Annotated in this window: 19 protein-coding genes and 1 other RNA gene; 4 read left to right on the forward strand and 16 right to left on the reverse strand. The window is 69.2% G+C overall.

The genetic code is table 11. The annotated features are described in order from the left end of the window. Position 1 precedes the first annotated feature (1 nt). On the reverse strand, positions 2-1,141 hold the full coding sequence (locus tag LPC04_RS21125; protein WP_275684263.1) for an SO2930 family diheme c-type cytochrome: 1,140 nt from the start codon (positions 1,139-1,141) through the stop codon (positions 2-4). Positions 1,142-1,150: 9 nt separating this feature from the next. Next, positions 1,151-2,434, reverse strand: coding sequence for a parallel beta-helix domain-containing protein (locus LPC04_RS21130; protein ID WP_275684264.1), 1,284 nt, complete (start codon positions 2,432-2,434; stop codon positions 1,151-1,153). A 186-nt stretch (positions 2,435-2,620) separates the two neighbouring features. On the opposite strand from LPC04_RS21130, the gene LPC04_RS21135 reads away from it, so the two are divergent. Continuing rightward, entirely contained in the window at positions 2,621-3,301 is a 681-nt protein-coding gene (locus tag LPC04_RS21135; RefSeq protein ID WP_275684265.1) for a TetR/AcrR family transcriptional regulator, read from the forward strand. Here the strand turns inward: LPC04_RS21135 and LPC04_RS21140 are convergent. The 7 genes from LPC04_RS21140 to pyrC all read right to left on the reverse strand — a co-directional run bounded on the left by LPC04_RS21140 (position 3,298) and on the right by pyrC (position 10,873). Next, a complete protein-coding gene (locus LPC04_RS21140) occupies positions 3,298-5,703 on the reverse strand; it encodes a tetratricopeptide repeat protein (RefSeq protein WP_275684266.1) in 2,406 nt (801 codons plus the stop codon). The genes LPC04_RS21135 and LPC04_RS21140 overlap by 4 nt on opposite strands. Positions 5,704-5,737: 34 nt before the next feature. Beyond that, positions 5,738-6,331: an NADPH-dependent FMN reductase gene (locus LPC04_RS21145; protein ID WP_275684267.1), complete on the reverse strand. Its 594-nt coding sequence runs from the start codon at positions 6,329-6,331 to the stop codon at positions 5,738-5,740. 25 nt (positions 6,332-6,356) lie between these two features. Then, positions 6,357-7,640 carry a carbonic anhydrase gene (locus tag LPC04_RS21150; protein ID WP_275684268.1) on the reverse strand — a complete coding sequence of 428 codons (1,284 nt, stop codon included), beginning with the start codon at positions 7,638-7,640 and terminating at the stop codon, positions 6,357-6,359. Between the two features lie 85 nt (positions 7,641-7,725). After that, a complete protein-coding gene (locus tag LPC04_RS21155; protein ID WP_275684269.1) occupies positions 7,726-8,946 on the reverse strand; it encodes a multidrug effflux MFS transporter in 1,221 nt (406 codons plus the stop codon). 57 nt (positions 8,947-9,003) lie between these two features. Next, an RNA gene (gene rnpB / locus LPC04_RS21160) (RNase P RNA component class A) lies at positions 9,004-9,349 on the reverse strand. Then, complete coding sequence (locus LPC04_RS21165; RefSeq protein ID WP_275684300.1) at positions 9,348-9,776, reverse strand: GNAT family N-acetyltransferase; 429 nt, start codon at positions 9,774-9,776, stop codon at positions 9,348-9,350. Before LPC04_RS21165 ends, rnpB begins: the two co-directional genes overlap by 2 nt. Positions 9,777-9,835: 59 nt before the next feature. After that, the gene (gene pyrC / locus LPC04_RS21170; RefSeq protein ID WP_275684270.1) at positions 9,836-10,873 is read right to left on the reverse strand and encodes a dihydroorotase; all 1,038 of its coding nucleotides are present in this window, start codon (positions 10,871-10,873) and stop codon (positions 9,836-9,838) included. A 44-nt stretch (positions 10,874-10,917) separates the two neighbouring features. On the opposite strand from pyrC, the gene LPC04_RS21175 reads away from it, so the two are divergent. Then, positions 10,918-11,442 (forward strand): GNAT family N-acetyltransferase, encoded by a 525-nt coding sequence (locus LPC04_RS21175; protein ID WP_275684271.1) that lies wholly within the window; start codon positions 10,918-10,920, stop codon positions 11,440-11,442. A gap of 97 nt (positions 11,443-11,539) precedes the next feature. Then, positions 11,540-11,932: a nuclear transport factor 2 family protein gene (locus LPC04_RS21180; RefSeq protein ID WP_275684272.1), complete on the forward strand. Its 393-nt coding sequence runs from the start codon at positions 11,540-11,542 to the stop codon at positions 11,930-11,932. 246 nt (positions 11,933-12,178) lie between these two features. Here LPC04_RS21180 and LPC04_RS21185 read toward each other — a convergent pair whose 3' ends face one another. The 7 genes from LPC04_RS21185 to LPC04_RS21215 all read right to left on the reverse strand — a co-directional run bounded on the left by LPC04_RS21185 (position 12,179) and on the right by LPC04_RS21215 (position 19,599). Then, the gene (locus tag LPC04_RS21185; RefSeq protein WP_275684273.1) at positions 12,179-12,913 is read right to left on the reverse strand and encodes an amino acid ABC transporter ATP-binding protein; all 735 of its coding nucleotides are present in this window, start codon (positions 12,911-12,913) and stop codon (positions 12,179-12,181) included. 10 nt (positions 12,914-12,923) lie between these two features. After that, the gene (locus LPC04_RS21190; protein ID WP_275684274.1) at positions 12,924-13,619 is read right to left on the reverse strand and encodes an amino acid ABC transporter permease; all 696 of its coding nucleotides are present in this window, start codon (positions 13,617-13,619) and stop codon (positions 12,924-12,926) included. Then, a complete protein-coding gene (locus LPC04_RS21195; RefSeq protein WP_275684301.1) occupies positions 13,620-14,339 on the reverse strand; it encodes an amino acid ABC transporter permease in 720 nt (239 codons plus the stop codon). It lies immediately after the preceding gene. A 209-nt stretch (positions 14,340-14,548) separates the two neighbouring features. Further along, positions 14,549-15,448, reverse strand: coding sequence for an amino acid ABC transporter substrate-binding protein (locus LPC04_RS21200; protein WP_275684275.1), 900 nt, complete (start codon positions 15,446-15,448; stop codon positions 14,549-14,551). A gap of 180 nt (positions 15,449-15,628) precedes the next feature. Continuing rightward, positions 15,629-16,618 (reverse strand): amino acid ABC transporter substrate-binding protein, encoded by a 990-nt coding sequence (locus LPC04_RS21205; RefSeq protein WP_275684276.1) that lies wholly within the window; start codon positions 16,616-16,618, stop codon positions 15,629-15,631. Between the two features lie 169 nt (positions 16,619-16,787). Beyond that, positions 16,788-17,717 (reverse strand): LysR substrate-binding domain-containing protein, encoded by a 930-nt coding sequence (locus LPC04_RS21210; RefSeq protein WP_275684277.1) that lies wholly within the window; start codon positions 17,715-17,717, stop codon positions 16,788-16,790. A 4-nt stretch (positions 17,718-17,721) separates the two neighbouring features. After that, entirely contained in the window at positions 17,722-19,599 is a 1,878-nt protein-coding gene (locus LPC04_RS21215) for an ABCB family ABC transporter ATP-binding protein/permease (RefSeq protein WP_275684278.1), read from the reverse strand. A gap of 139 nt (positions 19,600-19,738) precedes the next feature. Here LPC04_RS21215 and LPC04_RS21220 point away from each other — a divergent pair, with 139 nt between their 5' ends. After that, positions 19,739-20,158: an acyl-CoA thioesterase gene (locus LPC04_RS21220; protein WP_275684279.1), complete on the forward strand. Its 420-nt coding sequence runs from the start codon at positions 19,739-19,741 to the stop codon at positions 20,156-20,158.

Raw genomic sequence — 20,158 nt, forward strand, 5'->3', positions numbered from 1 at the left:
GTCAGTCCTTCAGGGGAACGTCGTTCTGGCAATGTCCGGGCATCGCGGCGATCCAGTCGCGGATCAGCTGCACGCCTTCCTGGTGCACGGTGCTGCGGCCCAGCTCGGGCATCATCACGCCGCCTTCCGTGCTCGCGAGCCGGAACGGCAGGATGGAGTCGTCGGGCTTGCCCGGCACGATGTCGTGGATACGGTCACCCGTACCCTTGCCGGCGGCCACCGAGGGCTTGCAGAGGCCGAGAGACCAATCGGCGGGGCCGAGCGCGTCGAGCCGCAGCGAGGTGTTGCTCGCGGTGCCGCCCGTCTGGTGGCAGTGCGCGCAGTTGACGTCGAGGTAGCTGCGCGCGCGGTCGGCGAGCGGCGCCTGCGCGTCGTGCCAGTCGGCCGCACGCGGCAGGTCGCCCGCGGGCACCCCCGTGAGGAAGCCGGCGCGCACCCATCGCGCTATCTGGTTCTGCGGGCCGTCCGCGTAGGCCAGCGTGCGGTTCAGGTTGCGCGCCTTCGGCCCCAGCGGCGTGAACGCGCCGTTCCTGAGGTTGGTGACGTGGCACGAGGCGCACTGGTTCTCGTTGGGAACGACGTAGGTGAACTTCTCGCCGTGGCCCTGCGCGTCGACCAGCTCCAGCGCCTTCTCGTCGCCGGTGCGCTGCAGCTGGGCCTCGCTCTGCTCGGCGTTCCACACGTAGGGCAGCACCGTCCAGCCGTCGGCGCGCCGCACCAGCAGGCGCGTCTCGACCAGCCGCACGCGCGACAGATCCAGCCCCGCGGCGGGCGCACCCGGTTCGGCGTCGTAGGTCCTGAGGACGGCGTCGCCGGAGGCGCGCGGATAGTAGAAGGTCTTGGACAGGATGGTGCCGACCGGGAAGTCGAAGGCCTGCTCCGCGCTGTATGTCGCCGGTACCCCTGCCGGCATCCACACGGTGCGCAGCTTGTGCGCGTAGTCGCTGAACAGCGGCGTGACGAGGTCGTACGGCAGCACGCCGGCGTTGGGCGCGAGGCGGCCGCCGGACACGTTGAGCACGTGCCAGTCGGACAGGTGCTCGGGCCGGCCGTCCGCGATGAAGCTCACCGGCGCCGGCGCGCGCGAGCAAGCCGCGAGCGCGGCGAGCATGACGGCGACGAGGGCGAGGCGCAGGCGCATCGGACGGGATCAGGCTGCGGCGGCGGAAGCGGCCACGCCGACCGGCGGCACCAGCGTGACCGGCGACAGCGGCGTCAGCTTGCAACGCAGCGCGTCGGTCACCACCTTCGGATCCTTGTACTTGTGCGGCCCGTCGGCGTTGAGCACGCCCGAGGCGGTCGCGTCGACGCACAGGCGCTCCTCGGCGACGTCGGCGCGCGCGGGGTCGACGTAGCCGTCCCACAGCACGTCGGGGAAGTGCCCGTTGAGGCCGAACATCGCCGTCTTCAGCACCTTCAGGTCCATGCCGTCGGGCGAGTCGCCGCCGCCAGCGAAGCGGTTGTCGTGCACGGCGATGCCGCGCGGGTACGGGTCGTAGCCCGGCTGGACGCCCTTCGTCGTGGCATACCCGGTGGAGTAGTAGCTGGAGATGATGACGTTGGCCGTCGCGTTGTTGGTGACGTCGTTGTCGAAGATCTCCACCAGCGAGTTCGAGTTGACGACCACGCCCGAGCCGGCCGGCACGCTGGCGACCGCCGTGCCCTTGGCGCCGAAGTTGCCGGTGTTGTTGGCGTCGACCTTGTTGTGGAACACGCGCGTGCTGTGCCCCGGCTGCGACAGGTTGGGCATGTTGAAGACGAGGATGCCGCCGGTGTTGCCGGTGGCCACGTTGTCGTGCACGTCGGCGTCTATCGTGTTCTCGATCTCGATGCCCGCCACGTTCTGCTCGGCGCGGCATCCGCGCACGACGACGTTCCGCGATTGCCCGACGTAGATGCCGGCGTCGGCGGCGCCGAACGACTGCGAGTTCTCGATCAGCACGTTCTTCGTCTTGACCGGATACAGGCCGTAGGCGCCGTTGCTGGTCTTGGGGCCGTCCGTCCAGCGCACGCGCACGTCGCGGATCGTGATGTTCTCGCCGCTGTTGATCTTGAGCGCGTCGCCCTTGGTGTCCTCGATCGTCAGGCCCTCGATGCGGAAGTCGCTCGCCTGCGCCAGCAGGCCTTCGGGCCCGGCGACCTGGTTGCGGAACGACAGGATGGTCTTGTCCATGCCCGCGCCGTGGATCGTGACGCCGTTGACGCGCAGCGACAGCCCGCGGTCGAGATGCCAGCGGCCCGCCGGGATCTCGACGACCGTGCCCGGCTTGGCGTCCAGCAGCTGGCCCTGCAGCTTCTTGCCGAAGTCGACGTCCACCGGCAGGTCGCCGGCGCGCGTGTTCGGGTCCGACGCGGGTTTGCTGCAGGCGGCCAGCGCGCCGGCAACGGCGACGACGAGAGCGAGCAGGCGATGGGACGTGCGGAGCGGATGCATGGCGAGGCCTCGCTGATGCGACAGGTCAAAAGATAGCAATGGCTACCGTTGATGGCGTTGGTGCTTTCCCTGTACTGGAGAAAGCAAACCGGGAACACCATAGTCATGGCTACTGTATTGGCCGCCCGTGCCATTGCCTACACGGTGGATACACTGCCCCCCGCCCGACCCACCCTCGACCCCTTCATGCCGCGCAAATCCAAGGCCTCCGACGACGCGCCGCCACCCGCAGCCAGCGGCGTGGAGCTGGACCGCAAGCGCGACCCGACGCAGACGCGCGCGCTGGAGACCTGCGAGCGCATCCTCGACGCCGCAGCCAACCTGCTGGGCGAGGTCGGCATCGAGCGGCTGTCCACCAACCTGATCTGCGAGCGCGCCGGCCTGTCGCCGCCGGCGCTCTACCGCTACTACCCGAACAAGTACGCGGTGCTCGCGGAGCTCGGCGTGCGCCTCATGATGAGCCAGAACGAGCTGCTCGAGAAATGGGCGACGCCGGCAACGATGCGGCTTCCGGCCGCGAAGTTCGAGCAGCGCATCCGGGAGCTGTTCCTCGACACGCTGGCGATGACGCGCCAGGCGATCGCCGGCGAGTGGATCACGCGCGCACTGCGCGCGGTGCCGTCGCTGGCGCCGGTGCGCATCGAGTCGCACGAGCACGTCACCGGCCTGGTGGTGGCCGCGTTCGCGTCCGCGTATCCCGGCGTGCCGGAGGCGCGCGTGCGTCTCGTGTCGCGGCTCGGGATCGAGGTGATGTATTCGGCGCAGGAGCTGCTGGTCGACGACGCGACGCTGGACGCCGACGAGGTCGCCGCCGTGATGTCGCACATGGTGGCGACCCAGGTGCTGCAGCTGCGCAAGGAACGCTAGCCGACCAGCATGGCCTCGTAGGCGCGTTCGAGCGCCGCGCAGCAGGCCGGCGTGTCGAACAGCGGCGCGGTCGTGCGCGCGCGGGCGAGACGCTCGCGCACGTGCGCGAGGCGCGCCTGGTCGCGCGCGAGCTCGATGGCGCGCGACTCGAACGCGGCGACGTCGTCCACCAGCAGTTCGTCGGCCACGCCCAGCGCGTGCAGCAGGCTCGCGCCGACGCGGCCCGGGAAGCTCGTGCCGCGGCACGACAGCACCGGCAGCCCGGCCCACAGCGCGTCGCTGGCGGTGGTGTGCGCGTTGTAGGGCAGTGTGTCGAGGAACAGGTCGGCGCAGGCGTGGCGGGCGAGGTGGTCATCGAGACGGATGCGCGGCGCGAAATGAAGCCGCCCGGCCGCGATGCCGTGCGACGACGCGGCCTCGCGCAGGTTGCGCGTGGCCGCGTCGTTGTCCTGCAGCAGCCACAGCACGCTGCCGTCGACCGCGGCGAGGATGCGCATCCACGACGCGAAGGTCTCGGGCGTGATCTTGTACGTGTTGTTGAAGCACGCGAACACGACGGCGTCGTCGGGCAGCCCCTGCTCGGCGCGCGTGGTCGGCGCGCCGATCGCCCGCTGGCGGTCGTTGGGCTGGTAGCTGTGGGGCAGGCGGACCACGCGCTCGACGTAGGCGCCCTCCTCGCCGGCCGGGATCGTCTGCGCATCGGCGACGATGACGTCCAGGTACGGCGCGCCCAGCGTGCCCGGAAAACCGAGGTAGTTGACCTGCACCGGCGCCGGCCGGCGCGCGAACACGCCGGTGCGGCCGAGGCCGAACCAGCCGTTGAGGTTGACCAGGATGTCGATGCGGCGATCGGCGACGGCGCGCGCGGCCTCGTCGTCGGGCAGCGCCGCGATGCTGACGACCTCGTCGAACGCAGAGTTCATGCGGCGGCGCACGGTGCTGCCGTCGTCCCAGCCGTTGTCGAACGCGACGATCTCGAAGCGCTGGCGGTCGTGCAACTCGAACAGCTCCACCGCGAGGATGGACGTGGCCTGGTTGCGGAACTCACCGGCGAGGTAGCCGACCCGGATCCTCGCGTTGCCCAGGCGCTGTCCCGGCGCGACGAGCGCGGCCTGCGGCGGGAACTGGTCGGCCGCGAACAGCTCCGCGCAGCGTCGAAGCCACATCGGATCGGCGGCGATGGCCTGGTAGGCGAAGGGCTCGATCACGGCCCGGCCGTGTTCGACGCCGGCGTGCACCTGCGCGACGAGCGCGTCGAGGCCGCGCCAGTCGCAGGCCATCATCTGCGCGTGGACGCGCTTGCCGAGCGCATACGGATACGCGGTATCGAGCGCCAGCACGCGCTCGAACGCGAGCGCGGCCTCGTCGTAGCGCTTCAACGCCAGCAGCGCGTTGCCGCGATTGCAGGCGACGCCGGCGACGCCGGGCGTCGCGGCCAGCACGGTGTCGAAGTCGGCGATGGCGTCCTCGTGGCGGCGCAGTTCGTGCAAGGCGTTGCCGCGCTGCAGGCGTGCGTCCAGCCGCGTCGGGGCGATCTCGAGGCAGCGCGTGAACGCCGGCACCGCGTCGCCCCAGCGGCGCAGCGCGAACAGCGCGCCGCCGCGGCCCTCGTGCGCGCTGGCGTGTTGCGGATCGATGCGAAGCGCCGCATCGAAATCGGCCAGCGCCGCGGCCGCATCCTTCAACGCGAGGCGCGCGGTGCCCCGGCCGGCGATGGCCTGCGCGTAGGTCGGCGCGAGCGCGACGGCGCGCTCGTAGGCGGCCAGCGCCTCGTCCTGGCGCCCGAGATCCTGCAGCACGCGGGCGCGGTTGTTGTGCGCCTGGGCAATGTCGGCGCGGGCGGCGATCACCGCGTCGTAGGCGGCCAGCGCCTGCACGAGCCGGCCGGCCGCGTGCAGCGCGTTGCCGCGGTTGTAGGCGGCCTCGACGTAATCGGGCCTCACGCTCAGCGCACGGTCGAACGACGCGATGGCCTCCTCGTGCCGGCCCAGCGCACTGAGCGTGTTGCCGCGGTTGTTCAGCGCCTCGAGCATGCCGGGCCGCAGTGCCAGCGCGCGTTCCAGGCTCTGCAGCGCCTCGTCGTGGCGGCCCAGCACGTGCAGCACGTAGCCGAGGTTGCCGTGCACGACGGCATCGTGCGGGTCGACGGCGAGCGCCTGGCCGATCAGGTCGGCGGCGATCTGGGGATGGCCCACCTGGAACGCCAGCATGCCCAGCGAGTGCAGCGCGTCGACATGCCGCGGCTCGCGGCGCAGCACCTCGCGGTAGACGCGCTCGGCCTCGCCGGCGCGGCCGGCGTGCTGGAGCGCCTGCGCCTGCGCCATCAGGTGATCCAGCGCGGGCACCGCGCCGAAGGCGGGCGGCCGCAGGAAGACGGGCGGGCTGACGGGTTTCTTGGCCATGCCGCATTGTGGCCGGCCGCGCCGGCGCGCGGCCTCAGCGCGGCTTCAGGGCCGTCGCCAGGTCGCCGACGGCGTCGAGCACGCCCTGCACGCCGTGCATCGCCTTCGCATCCTTCAACGCGCCGGCCTCGTCGAACGCCTCGCCCGCCTTGCCGAGCGCGAACTGCTGCGGCACGACGATCATCTGGAACGCGCCGCCGAGGTATTGGCGCAGCAGGTTCATCGAGCGGAGGCCGCCGAGCGGGCCGGGCGAGGCCGACAGCAGCGCGGCCGCCTTGTTGGCCGTGGCCTCCTTGCCGCCGCCGCCCGGCGCGCTCGCCGAGATGCGCGACAACCAGTCGAAGGCGTTGAGCACCAGCGGCGTCGGGAAGGCGTTGTATTCGGGCGTGACGAGCAGCAGGGCATCGTGCGCGAGCAGCGCGTCGCGCAGCTGCAGCGCGGCCGGCGGCACGCCCGGGCCGTATTCGATGTCGCCGTCGTAGATCGGCAGCGCGAGCGCGCGCAGGTCGAGCTCGGTGACCTCGCAGCCGTCGCGCCGCGCGGCGGCCGCCGCCACACGGGCGAGGCTGCGGTTGTAGGAGCCGGCGCGCTCGCTGCCGGCGATGATCAACAGGCGGATCGGTTTCATGAGGGCGAGGATACCCCTCGCGCGCTCAGTTCGACTCCTTGATCAGCCGCCCGTCGGCCTGCTGGATCGGCCGCGCGTTCATCGGGTACAGCCGCGAGAAGATCGCGACCTGGTCCATCGAGATCGACACGGGCTGCTTCATCACCATCCACAGGACGCCCTCGCTGCACGGCGGCGTCGTCAGCGAACCCATGTAGGTGTAGTAGCGCTTGTCGTCGGGGAGCAGTTGCGAGACGTCGATGCGCGTGCCCGCGCGCACCTCGTCGCCCTTTTCCAGCGGCAGGTTGTTCCACACCGTCTGCACGATGGACTGCGCGCTGCCGCGATCGAGCAGCACGGCGACGACCGCGATGTGGCCGTCGACGTCCTTGTGCACCAGGTGCGCGACCATGTCGTACTGGCGGCCGTTGATGCGCTCCTCGGACGGACGATGGAAGTGGAACTGCACCAGCTCGTAGCGCTTGCCGGTGATCGTGATCGAGTTGCCGGGCTCGACGTTGACCTGCACCGTGTGGCCGTTGTCGATCACGGAGAACCCGCTGGGTCGGTAGTCGAACTTGATCGGCTCGAGGTCGACGGCAATGCCGCCGCGGATGTCGATCGGGCTCTGGCGCTGGCCGGTCGCGCACTTGCTGAACTCGGGGCGCATCCTGCCCCAGGCGTCGGGGCCCTGGTCGCCGCCGTAGTCCCAGTGCGTGGGCAGCAGCGACTGGCCGGCGTTGGCGGCGATGTCGAGGTTGGCGTCGCCGGCGACGGCCGACGCCGCGCGCCTGGGCTTGCGCGCGGCCGCGACGGCGGTCGCGCTGGGGCGCACCGCGGTGACGACGTTCTCGCCGCTCTCGCCGCGGTTGGACACCTGCATCGCGAACTTGCCGCCGGCCGCCTGCCGCGCGCCCAGCTTGGCCGCGAGCTTCTCGCGCAGGATGTCCATGTCGCTGAGGCCGGACGCGCTCGCCCCCGCCTTCGCGACCTCGGCCTTGCCCGGCCTGGCCTCGGCGGCCTTGTCCTCGCCCTTCTTGCCCGCGGCCTTTTCCTCGGCATCCTTCTGCGCCGACGGATGCGACGCGCTGCCGCGCCACTCGGCGCCGTTGGCCGCGCCCGGCTTCTTCTCGATCGGCCGGCCGCCGATGGCGGTCGCCTCGGGCGCGCCCGTCTCGCCGCGGCCCACGTCCATCTTGAAGCCGGGCGAGGTCGGGCCGAGCTGGGCGACGACCAGGCCGGCCACCGGCTCGGCGGCCAGCGCCGGGCCGGCCGCGGCGGCTTGCAGGACGGCGGCGGCGACGAGGGATTGCAGGAAACGAGGCGACATGAGGGCTCCGCACGGACGGTGTGCCCCCTTGAGATCGGCCGGATCCGCCGAAAATTGAGCGGAGCTTGCGTGACAGCGCGCGCTGTTACGCCTGTTCGCCGGCCAGGACGCCCTTGCGCACGAAGAACCACGCCACGATGCCGATGCACGACATCAGCAGCGACGCCAGCGCCAGGTGCAGCGTGGAATGCATCACGAGCGGCGAGATCACGCCGGCGACGAACGCGTTGGCGACGCTGCCGATGCAGGCCTGCAGCGACGACGCCATGCCGCGCCGCAGGGGCGCCTGGTCCAGCACCAGCAGCGTGACCACGGGCACCATCAGCGCCCAGCCGAACGAGAACACGCCGATCGGCGGGATCGCCCACCAGGCCTGCGCCGTGAACAGCGCGTTCAGCAGCAGGTTGATCGTCGCGATCGTGAACATGATCGTGAAGCCGATGCGGATCTGCCGCCCCTTGGTCATCTTGCCGGCCAGCTTGCCCGACAGGAACGCGCCGCCCATGATCCCGCCGATCGTGAACAGGAACAGGAAGAAGAAGTGCGTGGGCGGCAGGTGCAGCAGGTCGCCGAGGAAGACGGGCGCCGACAGGATGTACAGGAACATGCCGTTGAACGGCACGCCCGAGGCCAGCGCCAGCGCGAGGAACCGCGGGCTCGAGACCATCTCCCAGTAACCCTTGAGCAGGTGCGCCGGATGGAAGGGCTGCGCCTGCGTGGCGTGCAGCGTCTCGGGCAACAGGCGCCAGCTGAGTGTCCACATCACGACGCCGACGAAGGTCAGGAAGACGAATACCGAGTGCCAGCCGAAGTGCACCAGCAGCAGGCCGCCGACGATGGGCGCGACGGCCGGCGCGACGCCGAAGTAGATCGTCACCTGCGACATCACGCGCTGCGCCTCGTCGGGCGGGAACATGTCGCGGATGATCGCGCGCCCCACCACCATGCTGGCGCCCGAGCTCATGCCCTGCACGAGCCGGAAGAAGATCAGGTGGCCCACCGTCTGCGACAGCGCGCAGCCCAGCGACGACAACGTGAAGACGGCGATGCCCCACAGCACCACGGGCCGGCGGCCGAAGCTGTCGGCCAGCGCGCCGTGGAAAAGGTTCATCACGGCAAAGCCGAACAGGTAGGCCGACAGCGTCTGCTGCATCTGCACGGGCGTCGCGTCGAGCGAGCGCGCGATGCCCGAGAACGCCGGGATGTACGTGTCGATGGAGAACGCGCCCAGCATGCCCAGGCAGGCGAGCAGCGCCGCGAGCGCCGAGCGGGGTCGGCGCCAGAGCGTGGCGGCGTCAGGATTCATGGATCAGGATGCGGCTCGTTGGCGGCCCGCCGTCGAGAGCGTGCCGCGCTGGAATTAATGTGAGGCGAGCCGATAGGCCGGATTCTGTGCGTCGCACGAGCCCTTGCGAGCCTGTGCGCCGTGACCGCCATTCGTCTGGGCCGGCTGTCGCCAGCACGGCTCGATGCCATCTACCCGCGGACTCCCCGGGCCAGGTCGACGTCCGCCTACTTGATGTTGCTGCGCGCAGAGATTGCCCGTTTCACCCGAACTGAATCGGCTCGTCTCTGTTGCTCTGATCCTCGCCTTCGCGCCTTTCGGCCCTCGGCGGGCAGCCGTTAGCTGCTGCGTTGCCCTGTGCAGTCCGGACCTTCCTCCAGTACAGCCTTTCGGCCGGTGTACCAGCGGCGGTCTGGCTCGCCTCACGGCTCGATTGTCCCATGCGGCGCGTCGCCGAGCGGCACGCGGGGGCAAGCGGGCCGCTCGAAGTGGTTGTCCCACTCGGTGCGATCCACGAGCGCGAAGCCGCGACGTTCGTAGAAGCGGTTGGCCGCGCTTTCGCGCAGCGCCGTCACGCGCACGCGCAGGCCGCGCGCGTCGGCGTCGGCGAGCACGTCGGCCATCACCTCCGCGCCGACGCCGCGCCCCTGGGCCGCCGGCGCGACGTAGAGATGATCGAGCAGCAGGCCGTCGCCCTGCGGCCGCACGACGACGAAGCCCACACGCTGGCCGTCGACCACGATGTGACGCGTCCAGGCCGCGTCGAAACCCGCCACGAAGCGGCCGCGTGCACGTTGCGGATCGAAGCGGCCGAGCCGCTCCAGGCTTTCGCGCATCGCGGCGATGCGCATCGCGACCAGCGCCTCGGCGTCGTCCGCGACCGCCGGCTCGAAGGCGACGGCGACGGCGCTCAAGCCTGCTTCCAGCCCAGCGTCTCGCCACCGCGCAGCGGCTTGAGCAGCGCGTCGCCGAACGGCACGCTGGCGGGCAGCTCGTAGCTCTCGCGACGCAGCGTCACGGTGCCGGTGTTGCGCGGCAGGCCGTAGAAGTCGGGGCCATGGTGGCTCGCGAAGCCCTCGAGCTTGTCGAGCGCGCCGGCGGCGTCGAAGGCCTCGGCGTAGAGTTCCAGCGCGGACAGCGCCGTGAAGCAGCCAGCGCCGCACACCGAGGCCTCCTTCATCACCGACGCGTGCGGCGCGCTGTCGGTGCCGAGGAAGAACTTGTCGCTGCCCGACGTCGCCGCGGCCACCAGCGCCTGGCGATGCACCTCGCGCTTGAGCACGGGCAGGCAGTAGTAGTGCGGACGCAGCCCGCCCATGAAGATCGCGTTGCGGTTATAGAGCAGGTGGTGCGCGGTGATGGTCGCCGCGGTGAACGCGTTGGACTCGGCGACGTACTGCGCGGCTTCCTTGGTGGTGATGTGCTCGAACACCACCTTCAGCTCGGGCAGGTCGCGCCGCAGCGGCTCGAACACGTCGTCGATGAACACGGCCTCGCGGTCGAACAGGTCGATGTCGGGGCTGGTGACCTCGCCGTGCACCAGCAGCTTGATGCCTTCGCGCTGCATCGCCTCCAGCGTCCTGTAGGTCTTGCGCAGGTCGGTGACGCCGGCGTCGGAGTTGGTCGTCGCGCCTGCGGGATAGAGCTTGACGGCGACGATGCCGGCGTCCTTCGCGCGCTTGATCTCGTCGGGCGGCAGGTTGTCGGTCAGGTACAGCGTCATCAGCGGCTCGAACGTGCTGCCCTCGGGCAGCGCGGCCAGGATGCGTTCGCGATACGCCACGGCCTGTGCGGTCGTCGTGATTGGCGGGCGCAGGTTGGGCATGATGATCGCGCGGCCGAACTGGCGCGCCGTGTAGGGCACCACGGCCGCCATCGCGGCGCCGTCGCGGATGTGGAGGTGCCAGTCGTCGGGCGTCTGGATGGAGAGTTCGTTGAGCGTCGTCATGGCGACGATTTTCGCACCGTCCACTGTTCGGGCAATATGCCGGGATGAGCATCCCGACCTTCCGCATCGCCGACCCCGTGGCCGACCGGGCCGCGCTGATCGAGCTCAACGTCGCGCACGTCGCCTGGGTCTTCTCCGAGATCCAGAAGCAGTGGGGCCTGACGGCGCGCGACATCCTGGGCGCCGAGCCCGCCGACTACGTGCCCACCATCATCGACAAGGTCTGCGGCGACTCCCCGCCGCGCGGCGTGTTCTACCTCGTCGAACGGGACGGACAGGCGCTGGCCATGGGCGGCCTGCGGCACAGCGAGGACGGCATCGCCGAGCTGAAGCGCGTCTTCGTGCGCCCGTCGGGCCGCGGCCGCCGCCTGGGCGAGGCGATCACCCTGCGCCTGATCGCCGACGCGCGCGCCTTCGGCTATCGCCACGTGCGGCTGGACACCCTGCCCTTCATGCACACCGCGCAGGCGCTCTACGAATCGCTGGGTTTCGTCGACTGCGCGCCCTACCCGATCGAGATGCCGGAGGCGTTCCGGTCGCACATCCGCTACATGGCCCTGGCGCTTTGAAACGTGGGGGACGTCGCTTGAATCCGGCGTGAATCCGGGCGCGTAATCGGGACGCCGGCGTGCGCCAAATCCGCCGGGCAACTCGAAGGAGACATCCATGAACGACGCGCTCACCTTGATCCAGACCGCCTACGGCTGCTTCGGCCGCGGCGACATCCCTGCCCTGCTCGCGCTGACGACGCCCGACGTCGACTGGCAGTTCCACGGCGACCACGACGCCGGCTACACCGGCCGCGTCAGCGGGCACGCGCAGGTGGGCGAGTGGTTCGGCGAGGTCGCGCGCCTGGACGACATCCAGGCCTTCGAGCCGCGCGAGTTCCTCGCCGGCGCCGACCACGTCACCGTCATCGGCCACGAACGCACGATCGCGCGCGCCACCGGCCGCGTGTTCGAGACGCCGTGGGTGCACGTCTGGCAACTGCGCGACGGCCGCATCGCGCGCTTCACCGGCTTCTTCGACACCCAGGCCGCCGCCGAGGCCCGGCGATGAGCCGCCGCTTCGTCCACGTCACGCCCTGGAAACCCGAGGGTGCGATGCGCAGCGGCGGCGAGGGACTGGCGCGCCACCCGGCGACATTGCCGGCGCGACTCGCGCCCGCACACTGAAACGCCGGACGTTTCCGGCGCTGGCGTTCGGCTGTCTCGAGCGAAGCTCAAGGGAGCGGTCGATCCGGCTCTGCCGGTCGACTCGCGGCCGGCCCCCTCGGGGGCAGGGAGCGCCAGCGACCGTGGGGGTTCAATGTTGAAGGATCTTCGAGAGGAATTCCTTGGCCCGCGGCGAGCGCGCCTCGGGCTTGCCGAAGAAGTCGGCGCTGGAGCAGTCCTCGACGATCTTGCCGGCATCCATGAAGATCACCTTGTTGCTGACGCGCTTGGCGAAGCCCATCTCGTGCGTCACGCACATCATGGTCATGCCTTCGTGAGCCAGGCCCACCATCACGTCCAGCACCTCGCCGACCATCTCGGGGTCGAGCGCGGACGTCGGCTCGTCGAACAGCATCACGATCGGATCCATCGACAGCGCGCGGGCGATCGCCACGCGCTGCTGCTGGCCGCCGGACAGCTGGCCGGGGAACTTGTCCTTGTGCGCGGACAGGCCCACGCGATCGAGCATCTTCATGCCGCGCTTGAGCGACTCGTCCTTGCTGCGACCCAGCACCTTGATCTGCGCCAGCGTCAGGTTGTCGGTGATCGACAGGTGCGGGAACAGCTCGAAATGCTGGAACACCATGCCCACGCGCGAGCGCAGCTTGGGCAGGTTGGTCTTCTTGTCGGTGATGGACGTGCCGTCGACGACGATGTCGCCCTGCTGGATCGGCTCGAGCGCGTTGACCGTCTTGATCAGCGTCGACTTGCCCGAGCCCGACGGGCCGCAGACGACGACGACGTCGCCCTTGTTGATCGTCGTCGTGCAGTCCGTCAGCACCTGGAAGCTGCCGTACCACTTGGAGATGTTCTTGATGTCGATCATGGGGTCGCTCTCAACGGATGATCTGGATCTTTGCCTGCAGGCGACGCACCAGCATCGACAGGCTGAAGGAGATGACGAAGTAGCCCACCGCGGCCAGCAGGTACATCTCGGCCGGGCGGTTGAACAGGTTGCCGACCGTCTGGAAGCCCTTGAGCCAGTCGGACGCGCCGATGGCGTAGACCAGCGAGGTGTCCTGGAACAGCACCACGGTCTGCGTGAGCAGCACGGGCAGCATGTTGCGGAAGGCCTGTGGCAGCACGACCAGGCGCATGCACTGCGCATAGGTCATGCCCACCGCGTAGCCGGCATAGCTCTGGCCGCGCGGCACCGACTGGATGCCGGCGCGCATGATCTCCGAATAGTAGGCCGCCTCGAAGAACGTGAAGGTGATGACCGCCGCGAACTCCGGCCGATGGTTCTCGCCGAAGCTGCCCGCGATCATCGAATAGAAGGACTGCGGGATCAGCAGGTAGAACCACAGGATCACCATCACCAGCGGGATCGACCGCAGCAGGTCGACATAGACCGTGGCGACGCGCTGCATCCAGCGCACCGACGACAGCCGCATCAGCGCGATCAGCGTGCCCAGCGCCGTGCCGCCGATTGCCGCGACGGCCGTCAGCTGCACCGAGTACTCGAACGTCGAGAGCAGGTTGGACCGGATGACGTCCGACGTGAGGAACGAGAAATCGAGATTGAGCGCCACTTACTTGCCCCCCATCGCGGTGCTGAGGCGGGTGCGCCGCTCGATGAAGACCGCCAGGCGATTGATCGCGAGCGCGGAGATCACGTAGAAGACGGTCGCCACGAAATACATCGTCCCGTGGGCGGAGGTCTGCTCGCCGGCCTGGATCGAGGTCCAGATCAGCTCGGGCACGCTGATGGCGTAGGCAACCGACGAGTTCTTGATGATGTTCATCGACTCCGACGTCAGCGTCGGCAGCACCACCCGCAGGCCGACCGGCAACAGCACGTAGCGGTAGGTCTGCGCCAGCGTCAGGCCCATCGCGAGGCCGGCGTAGCGCTGGCCCTTCGGAATGGTGGCGATGCCCGCCTTGACCTGCTGCGCGACGCGCGCCGAGGTAAACAGGCCCAGCCCGACGCAGGCGAGCGTCGCGTACGACACCGCCTTCAACGACGGGAAGATCTCGGGCAGGACGAAGGCCCAGATGAACAGCTGCACCAGCACCGGCACGTTGCGGAACAGCTCCGTCCACGCCTCGCCGAACAGCACGGCGGCCCTGTTCGGCAGCGTGCGCATGACGCCGATCACCAGCCCGACCGCGAGCGCGATCACCAGCGCCACCAGCGCCACGAGGAGCGTCCAGCCCCAGCCGTGGATCATCCACTGCAGGTAGGTCATGTCGCCCTTGCCCGGGGCGAAGCAGGACGGGTAGACCGTCGGCTCGTCGATGCTCGTGCACATCAACGTCGCGCTGTCCTTGATCTGAGCCAGCAAGTTGCTCACCCTCGACTCCTCGTTGGCCGGACTCGCTTCGATGCGGCCCCGCTGCGGCCGGACTGGGTCCGGCCCTCTGAATTGTGCAGCGTGCGGGCCCGTCGCCGGGTCCGCACGCGATCATGCTCTCGAACGCGGCCGCCGCGCGCGTCACGCGCGCGTGGCGGCCGGCGCCATCACTTCTTGGCGGCCAGTTGCTCGGTGGTCATGTTGTTCGGATTGGCCCAGGCGGCCTTGGTGTACTCCGACGCCGGCAGGCCGACCTTGGTGTTGGTCGGCGGGATCGCCTGCATGAACCACTTGTCGTACAGCTTGGCCATCTCGCCGGACTTCTCCATGCCGTCGATGGTCTTGTTGACCGCGGCCAGGAAGGCCGGGTCGTCCTTGCGCACCATGATCGCGATCGGCTCGACCGACAGGGCCGGGCCGACGGTGTGGTAGTCGGCCGGGGTCTTGGACTTGGAGGCCAGGCCCATGACGATCTGGCCGTCCATCACGAACGCGTCGGCGCGGCCGCTCTCGAGCAGTTGGAAGCTGTCGGCGTGGTCCTTGCCGAACACTTCCTTGAAGTCGAGGCCGGTGGCGCGCTCGTTCTTGCGCAGCAGCTGCACGGAGGTGGTGCCGGTGGTGGTGGCCACGCTCTTGCCGTTCAGGTCCTTGATGTCCTTGATGCCCGAGTTGACCTTGGTCAGGATGCGCACTTCCTCGACATAGGCGGTGTGCGCGAAGGCGACGTCCTTGGCACGCTGCTCGTTGTTGGTGGTGGAGCCGCACTCGATGTCGACGGTGCCGTTCTGCACCAGCGGGATGCGGTTGGCCGAGGTCACTTCGGTGTACTTGACTTCGATCTTCTTGCCCATCGACTTGCCGATGTCGTCGATCACGCGCTGGCACAGCTCGACGTGGAAGCCCGTGTACTTGCCCTCGCCGAGGGTGTACGACAGCGCGCCGGACGAACCGCGCACGCCCATCACCACGGCGCCCGTGTCCTTGATCTTCTTCAGCGTGTCGGTGGTCTGCGCCTGGGCGGCAACGGCCGCGGCAAGCAGCGTGGCGACCAAAAGGGACTTCTTCATGTGAGCTCCTGGATTATTCGAAAGAGACGGGTTGCAGGTCGTTGGCGCGCGGCCAATCATGGAAAAGGGGCCCGTGACGTGCAAGGGTCGACCTTGCGCCGGGCTTAACCGAGTCTAGGTTCTCTGGGCGGGCGGCACCGTTCGTGAAAGCACGTACCGGGCCACACCATTGTGGTGCTACTAGTTCGCCACGGCGTCCGAAGGATACTTCCACGAATCGCGCAGCAGGTAGCTCATGGGCAGGTTCATCGTCACGTTCCTGGGCGGGATCGGCGCCATGAACCAGCGGTTGTAGATCTTCTCGCCCTCGCCGGAGCGGATCAGGTGGCGCATCTCGTCGTCGACCACCTTCTTGAAGGCCGCGTCGTCCTTGCTCAGCATGATGGCCAGCGGCTCGATCGTGATGAACTTGCCCACCACCTTGAACTGCGACGGCACCGGCGACTCGGCGATCAGGCCGTAGAGCTGGACGTCGTCCATCGCGAAGCCGTCGGCGCTCTTGTTGGCGAGCATCGCCATCGCCTCGGCGTTGTCCTTCACCGGCTTGACGTCGATGCCCAGCAGCCGGTCCTTGTTGGCCTGGTCGACCGACTTGAACGGCGTGGAGCCGGCCGTCGACACCAGCACGTGGTGCTCGAACTGGTTCAGTTCGGCAATGGGGCTGTCGGCGCGCACCGCGAAACGCGTGCCGGTGATGTAGTGCGGGATCGTGAACGCGACCTTCTGGCGGCGTTCCGCATTGTTGGTCGTGGCGCCGCATTCCAGGTCGGCCTTGCCGCTGGCGATGGTGTCGATGCGGTTGGCCGTCGTGATCGGCACGTAGGCGATCTCGATGGTCTTCAGGCCCAGGTGCTTGCGCACGGCCTCGGCGACATCCTTGCACAGGTCGATCGCGTAGCCGACCGGCTTCTTGTTGGCGTCGTAGTACGAGAACGGCACCGAGGACTCGCGATGCGCAAGCACGATCTTTCCGGTGCTGCGGATGCGGTCGAGGACGGGGTGCGGCTCCGCGTCGACCGCCTGCGAGGCGGACGCGGCGGCGGCGTCGGCCCTGGACTTCGCCTGCGCCGGCGACGCGACGACCAGCGCCGCGGCCAGCGCGGGGATCAGCAGGACGGCAGCGGCTTCAGGGATCGCGCGGGAGGCGCTGTTGTGCAAGAAAAGATGCATGGTCGCGGACTTTATGCGGCACCGTCGAGCGGTGCCAATGCCTTTTGAGGGCCGCATCATGCATCATTTGCATCACCCCATAAGGGTTATTACTAGAAATTTGCGCTAGCGGCGTGAACTCCAGCATGCGACGACCGTCGCCGTGCCGCAAGTCCCTTCCGCCACGGTTTCAACCCTGGCGCAGGAATTCCCACAGCGCCTGCGCGCCGGCCTTCGGATGGCGCGCCAGCTCGGGCCGCTCGCGGTAGATCCGCACCTCCATCGTGACGTCGTACGGATGGTTGCTGTCGTCGTGCAACGGCGCGGCCGACACGAGCCGGCGCGCCCGCAGCTCCTTCTTGACCGAGCTGGAGGGCAGGAACGCGATGCCGTGGCCTTCCAGCGCCATCGCCTTCAGGCCCTCGGCCATGTCGGTCTCGTAGACGGTGTCGAGATGCGGCAGCACCGGCGTGGACTTCAGGATCTGGTCGACCAGGCGCGCCATGTAGGCGCCCGACGCGTAGCCGAGGAAGGGGATGCGCGCGGTGCCGGTCGTCGCGAGACGGAACAGCGGCTGGCCGTCCGCGCCGGCCTTCGCGTAGGGCGCCAGCGTCTCCTGGCCCAGGCTCAGCATCTCGTAGCGGTCGGGGCTCAGCTGCAGCGGCTGCGACGCGTGGTGGTAGGCCACCAGCAGGTCGCAGCTGCCCTCGGTCAGGCGCATGACGGCGTCGTGCACGTTGAGCGCGATCAGCCGGCTCTTCATCTCGCCGAAGCGCTTGCGCAGGTCCATCACCCAGGCCGGGAAGAACGTGAACGCCAGCGTGTGCGGCACGGCGAACTCGATCATGTCGGCGCCGCCGGCCTGCAGCCCGCGCATCATGTTGCGCGTGGCCTGCAGGCTACCCAGCACCTCGAGCGCCTGGCCGTGGAAGGTCTCGCCCGCGGGCGTCAGCCGCGTCGGGTAGGACGAGCGATCGACGAGGTCGAGCCCGGCCCAGGCCTCCAGCGCCTGGATGCGGCGCGAGAACGCCGGCTGCGTGACGTGGCGCAGCTGCGCGGAACGCGAGAAGCTGCGCGTCTCGGCCAGGCTGACGAAGTCTTCAAGCCACTTGGTTTCCACGAACCTAGTTTAGCGCCGGCTCGAACGCGGAGTCGCCCAGCGTGGGCGAGTCCGGCGCGTCGGTCGCGGCCGCGGTGTCGCCGTGCGTCTGCTGCAGGCGCCACATGTGCGCGTAGCGGCCGTCGAGTGCCAGCAACTCGGGGTGCGTGCCGCGCTCGACGACGCGGCCCTCGGCCATCACGAGGATCTGCGCGGCGTTGACCACCGTCGACAGCCGGTGCGCGATGACCAGCGTCGTGCGCCCCTGCGCGGCCTGCGCGAGCTCGCCCTGGATCGCGCGCTCGTTGGCCGAGTCGAGCGCGGACGTCGCCTCGTCGAAGATCATCAGCGGCGGATTCTTCAGCAGCGTGCGCGCGATCGCCACGCGCTGCTTCTCGCCACCCGACAGCTTGAGCCCGCGTTCGCCCACCATCGTCTCGTAGCCCTTGGGCGTCGCGGCGATGAAGTCGTGGATGTGCGCCGCGCGGGCCGCGCCTTCGACCTCGGCCTGCGACGCGCCCGGCCGGCCGTAGGCGATGTTGTAGGCCACGGTGTCGTTGAACAGCACGGTGTCCTGCGGCACGATGCCGATCGCCTTGCGCAGGCTGTTCTGCGTCAGCTGCCGCAGGTCCTGGCCGTCGATGGTGATCGCGCCGCCGGTGACGTCGTAGAAGCGATAGAGCAGCCGCGCCAGCGTGCTCTTGCCCGCGCCGCTGGGGCCGACGACGGCCACCGTCTTGCCGGCCGGGATCTCGAAGCTGACGTCGTGCAGGATCGGCCGCGCCGCGTCATACGCGAAGCTCACGTGCTCGAAGCGCACCGCGCCGCCGGCCACGTGCAGCACCGTCGCATCCGGCGCGTCGGCGATCTCGCGGTCCTTCTCGAGCAGCGCGAACATGCGCTCCAGGTCGGTCAGGCCCTGCTTGACCTCGCGATACAGCACGCCCAGGAAGTTCAGCGGCACGTACAGCTGGATCAGCAGCGCATTGACCATCACGAAGTCGCCGAGCGTCATCGAGTGCGAGATGACGCCGCCGGTGGCGCGCCACAGCAGCGCCACGAGGCTGCCGGCGATGATCAGCTGCTGGCCGGTGTTGAGCATCGACAGCGTCGCCTGCGACTTCATCTGCGCCGCGCGGAACGCCTCGAGGCCCGTCTCGTAGCGCGCCGACTCGAACTGCTCGTTGTTGAAGTACTTGACCGTCTCGAAGTTGATCAGCGCGTCGATCGCCTTCGTGTTGGCCTTCGAGTCGAGCTCGTTGACGGCCTTGCGGTACTTGGTGCGCCACTCCGTGATCGAGATCGTGAACGTGCCGTACAGCAGCAGCGCGGCCAGCGTGATCCACACGTAGCCGAGATTGAACTTGTGGCCCAGCAGCACCAGCACGAACGTGAGCTCGACCAGCGTCGGGATGATCGTGTAGAGCGAGTACGACACCAGTGTCTGCACGGCCCTCGTGCCGCGTTCGATGTCGCGCGTCAGGCCGCCGGTCTGGCGCTCGAGGTGGAAGCGCAGCGACAGCGCGTTGAGGTGCTCGAAGGTCTCCAGCGCGACGCGCTTGGACGCGCCGAAGGTGGCGCGCGCGAAGACGATCTCGCGCAGCTCGGTGAACAGCGTCATCGCCAGGCGCAGGCCGGCGTAGGCCAGCAGCAGCCCGAGCGGCACGACCAGCAGCGCGCGCGGGTCGGTGGTGGTGATGTTGAGCGCGTCGACCAGGCGCTTGAGCAGCAGCGGCACGCTGACGCTGGCCACCTTGGCGCCGATCAGGAATGCCAGCGCGATCGCCATGCGCACGCGGTATTCCCAGAAGTACGGCATCAGCCGCTTCAGGGTCTGCCAGTCGCTGCGCGGCTCGGTGGCGGGCGCGGCGTCGCGGGCGGCGGAAGGCGGATTCGGGTGCATGGGACGACGCAGATGGGGACGACCGACACGATAACAAGCAACGCGCGGGCGGCAAGACGAACGGCGGGCCCAGCCAGAACACAGGGTAAACCCTTTCAAGCACAATCGAGGTCGAGCACGAACGACGAAAGATGCCCCCATGACCCATGCCGAGATGCAAGCCGCCACGCAGGCGCCCGCCACGCTGCCCTCCGACAAGGAGCTGGTCATGCGCGTGATGCCGATGCCGGCGGACTCGAACATGAACGGCGACATCTTCGGCGGCTGGATCATGGCGCAGGTCGACATCGCCGGCTCCGTGCTCCCCGCGCGCCTGTCGCGCGGCCGCGTGACCACCGTCGCGGTCAACCAGTTCATCTTCAAGCAGCCGGTGTCCATCGGCGACCTGCTGAGCTTCTACGCGACGGTCGAGCGCATCGGCAACACGTCGATCACGGTGCGCGTGGAGGTCTACGCCGAACGCAACCCGGCCGACGTGCAGGTGGTCAAGGTGACCGAGGCCAACCTGACCTACGTCGCGATCGACCGCGACGGCAAGCCGCGGCAGATTCCGCGCTGA

Origin of the sequence: Scleromatobacter humisilvae, from assembly GCF_023231945.1 — a bacterium.
In the GTDB taxonomy this organism is placed as follows: Bacteria; Pseudomonadota; Gammaproteobacteria; order Burkholderiales; family Burkholderiaceae_C; genus Scleromatobacter; species Scleromatobacter humisilvae.

Excerpts from the sequence above, each read along its gene's own strand:
- LPC04_RS21140 (WP_275684266.1), bottom strand. The coding sequence starts at position 5,703 with ATGGCCAAGAAACCCGTCAGCCCGCCCGTCTTCCTGCGGCCGCCCGCC.
- LPC04_RS21135 (WP_275684265.1), top strand. The coding sequence starts at position 2,621 with ATGCCGCGCAAATCCAAGGCCTCCGACGACGCGCCGCCACCCGCAGCC.
- LPC04_RS21125 (WP_275684263.1), bottom strand. The coding sequence starts at position 1,141 with ATGCGCCTGCGCCTCGCCCTCGTCGCCGTCATGCTCGCCGCGCTCGCG.
- LPC04_RS21155 (WP_275684269.1), bottom strand. The coding sequence starts at position 8,946 with ATGAATCCTGACGCCGCCACGCTCTGGCGCCGACCCCGCTCGGCGCTC.
- pyrC (WP_275684270.1), bottom strand. The coding sequence starts at position 10,873 with ATGACGACGCTCAACGAACTCTCCATCCAGACGCCCGACGACTGGCAC.
- LPC04_RS21220 (WP_275684279.1), top strand. The coding sequence starts at position 19,739 with ATGACCCATGCCGAGATGCAAGCCGCCACGCAGGCGCCCGCCACGCTG.
- LPC04_RS21185 (WP_275684273.1), bottom strand. The coding sequence starts at position 12,913 with ATGATCGACATCAAGAACATCTCCAAGTGGTACGGCAGCTTCCAGGTG.
- LPC04_RS21145 (WP_275684267.1), bottom strand. The coding sequence starts at position 6,331 with ATGAAACCGATCCGCCTGTTGATCATCGCCGGCAGCGAGCGCGCCGGC.
- LPC04_RS21150 (WP_275684268.1), bottom strand. The coding sequence starts at position 7,640 with ATGTCGCCTCGTTTCCTGCAATCCCTCGTCGCCGCCGCCGTCCTGCAA.
- LPC04_RS21205 (WP_275684276.1), bottom strand. The coding sequence starts at position 16,618 with ATGCATCTTTTCTTGCACAACAGCGCCTCCCGCGCGATCCCTGAAGCC.
- LPC04_RS21165 (WP_275684300.1), bottom strand. The coding sequence starts at position 9,776 with ATGCGCATCGCCGCGATGCGCGAAAGCCTGGAGCGGCTCGGCCGCTTC.
- LPC04_RS21130 (WP_275684264.1), bottom strand. The coding sequence starts at position 2,434 with ATGCATCCGCTCCGCACGTCCCATCGCCTGCTCGCTCTCGTCGTCGCC.
- LPC04_RS21200 (WP_275684275.1), bottom strand. The coding sequence starts at position 15,448 with ATGAAGAAGTCCCTTTTGGTCGCCACGCTGCTTGCCGCGGCCGTTGCC.
- LPC04_RS21175 (WP_275684271.1), top strand. The coding sequence starts at position 10,918 with ATGAGCATCCCGACCTTCCGCATCGCCGACCCCGTGGCCGACCGGGCC.
- LPC04_RS21215 (WP_275684278.1), bottom strand. The coding sequence starts at position 19,599 with ATGCACCCGAATCCGCCTTCCGCCGCCCGCGACGCCGCGCCCGCCACC.
- LPC04_RS21180 (WP_275684272.1), top strand. The coding sequence starts at position 11,540 with ATGAACGACGCGCTCACCTTGATCCAGACCGCCTACGGCTGCTTCGGC.
- LPC04_RS21195 (WP_275684301.1), bottom strand. The coding sequence starts at position 14,339 with ATGTGCACGAGCATCGACGAGCCGACGGTCTACCCGTCCTGCTTCGCC.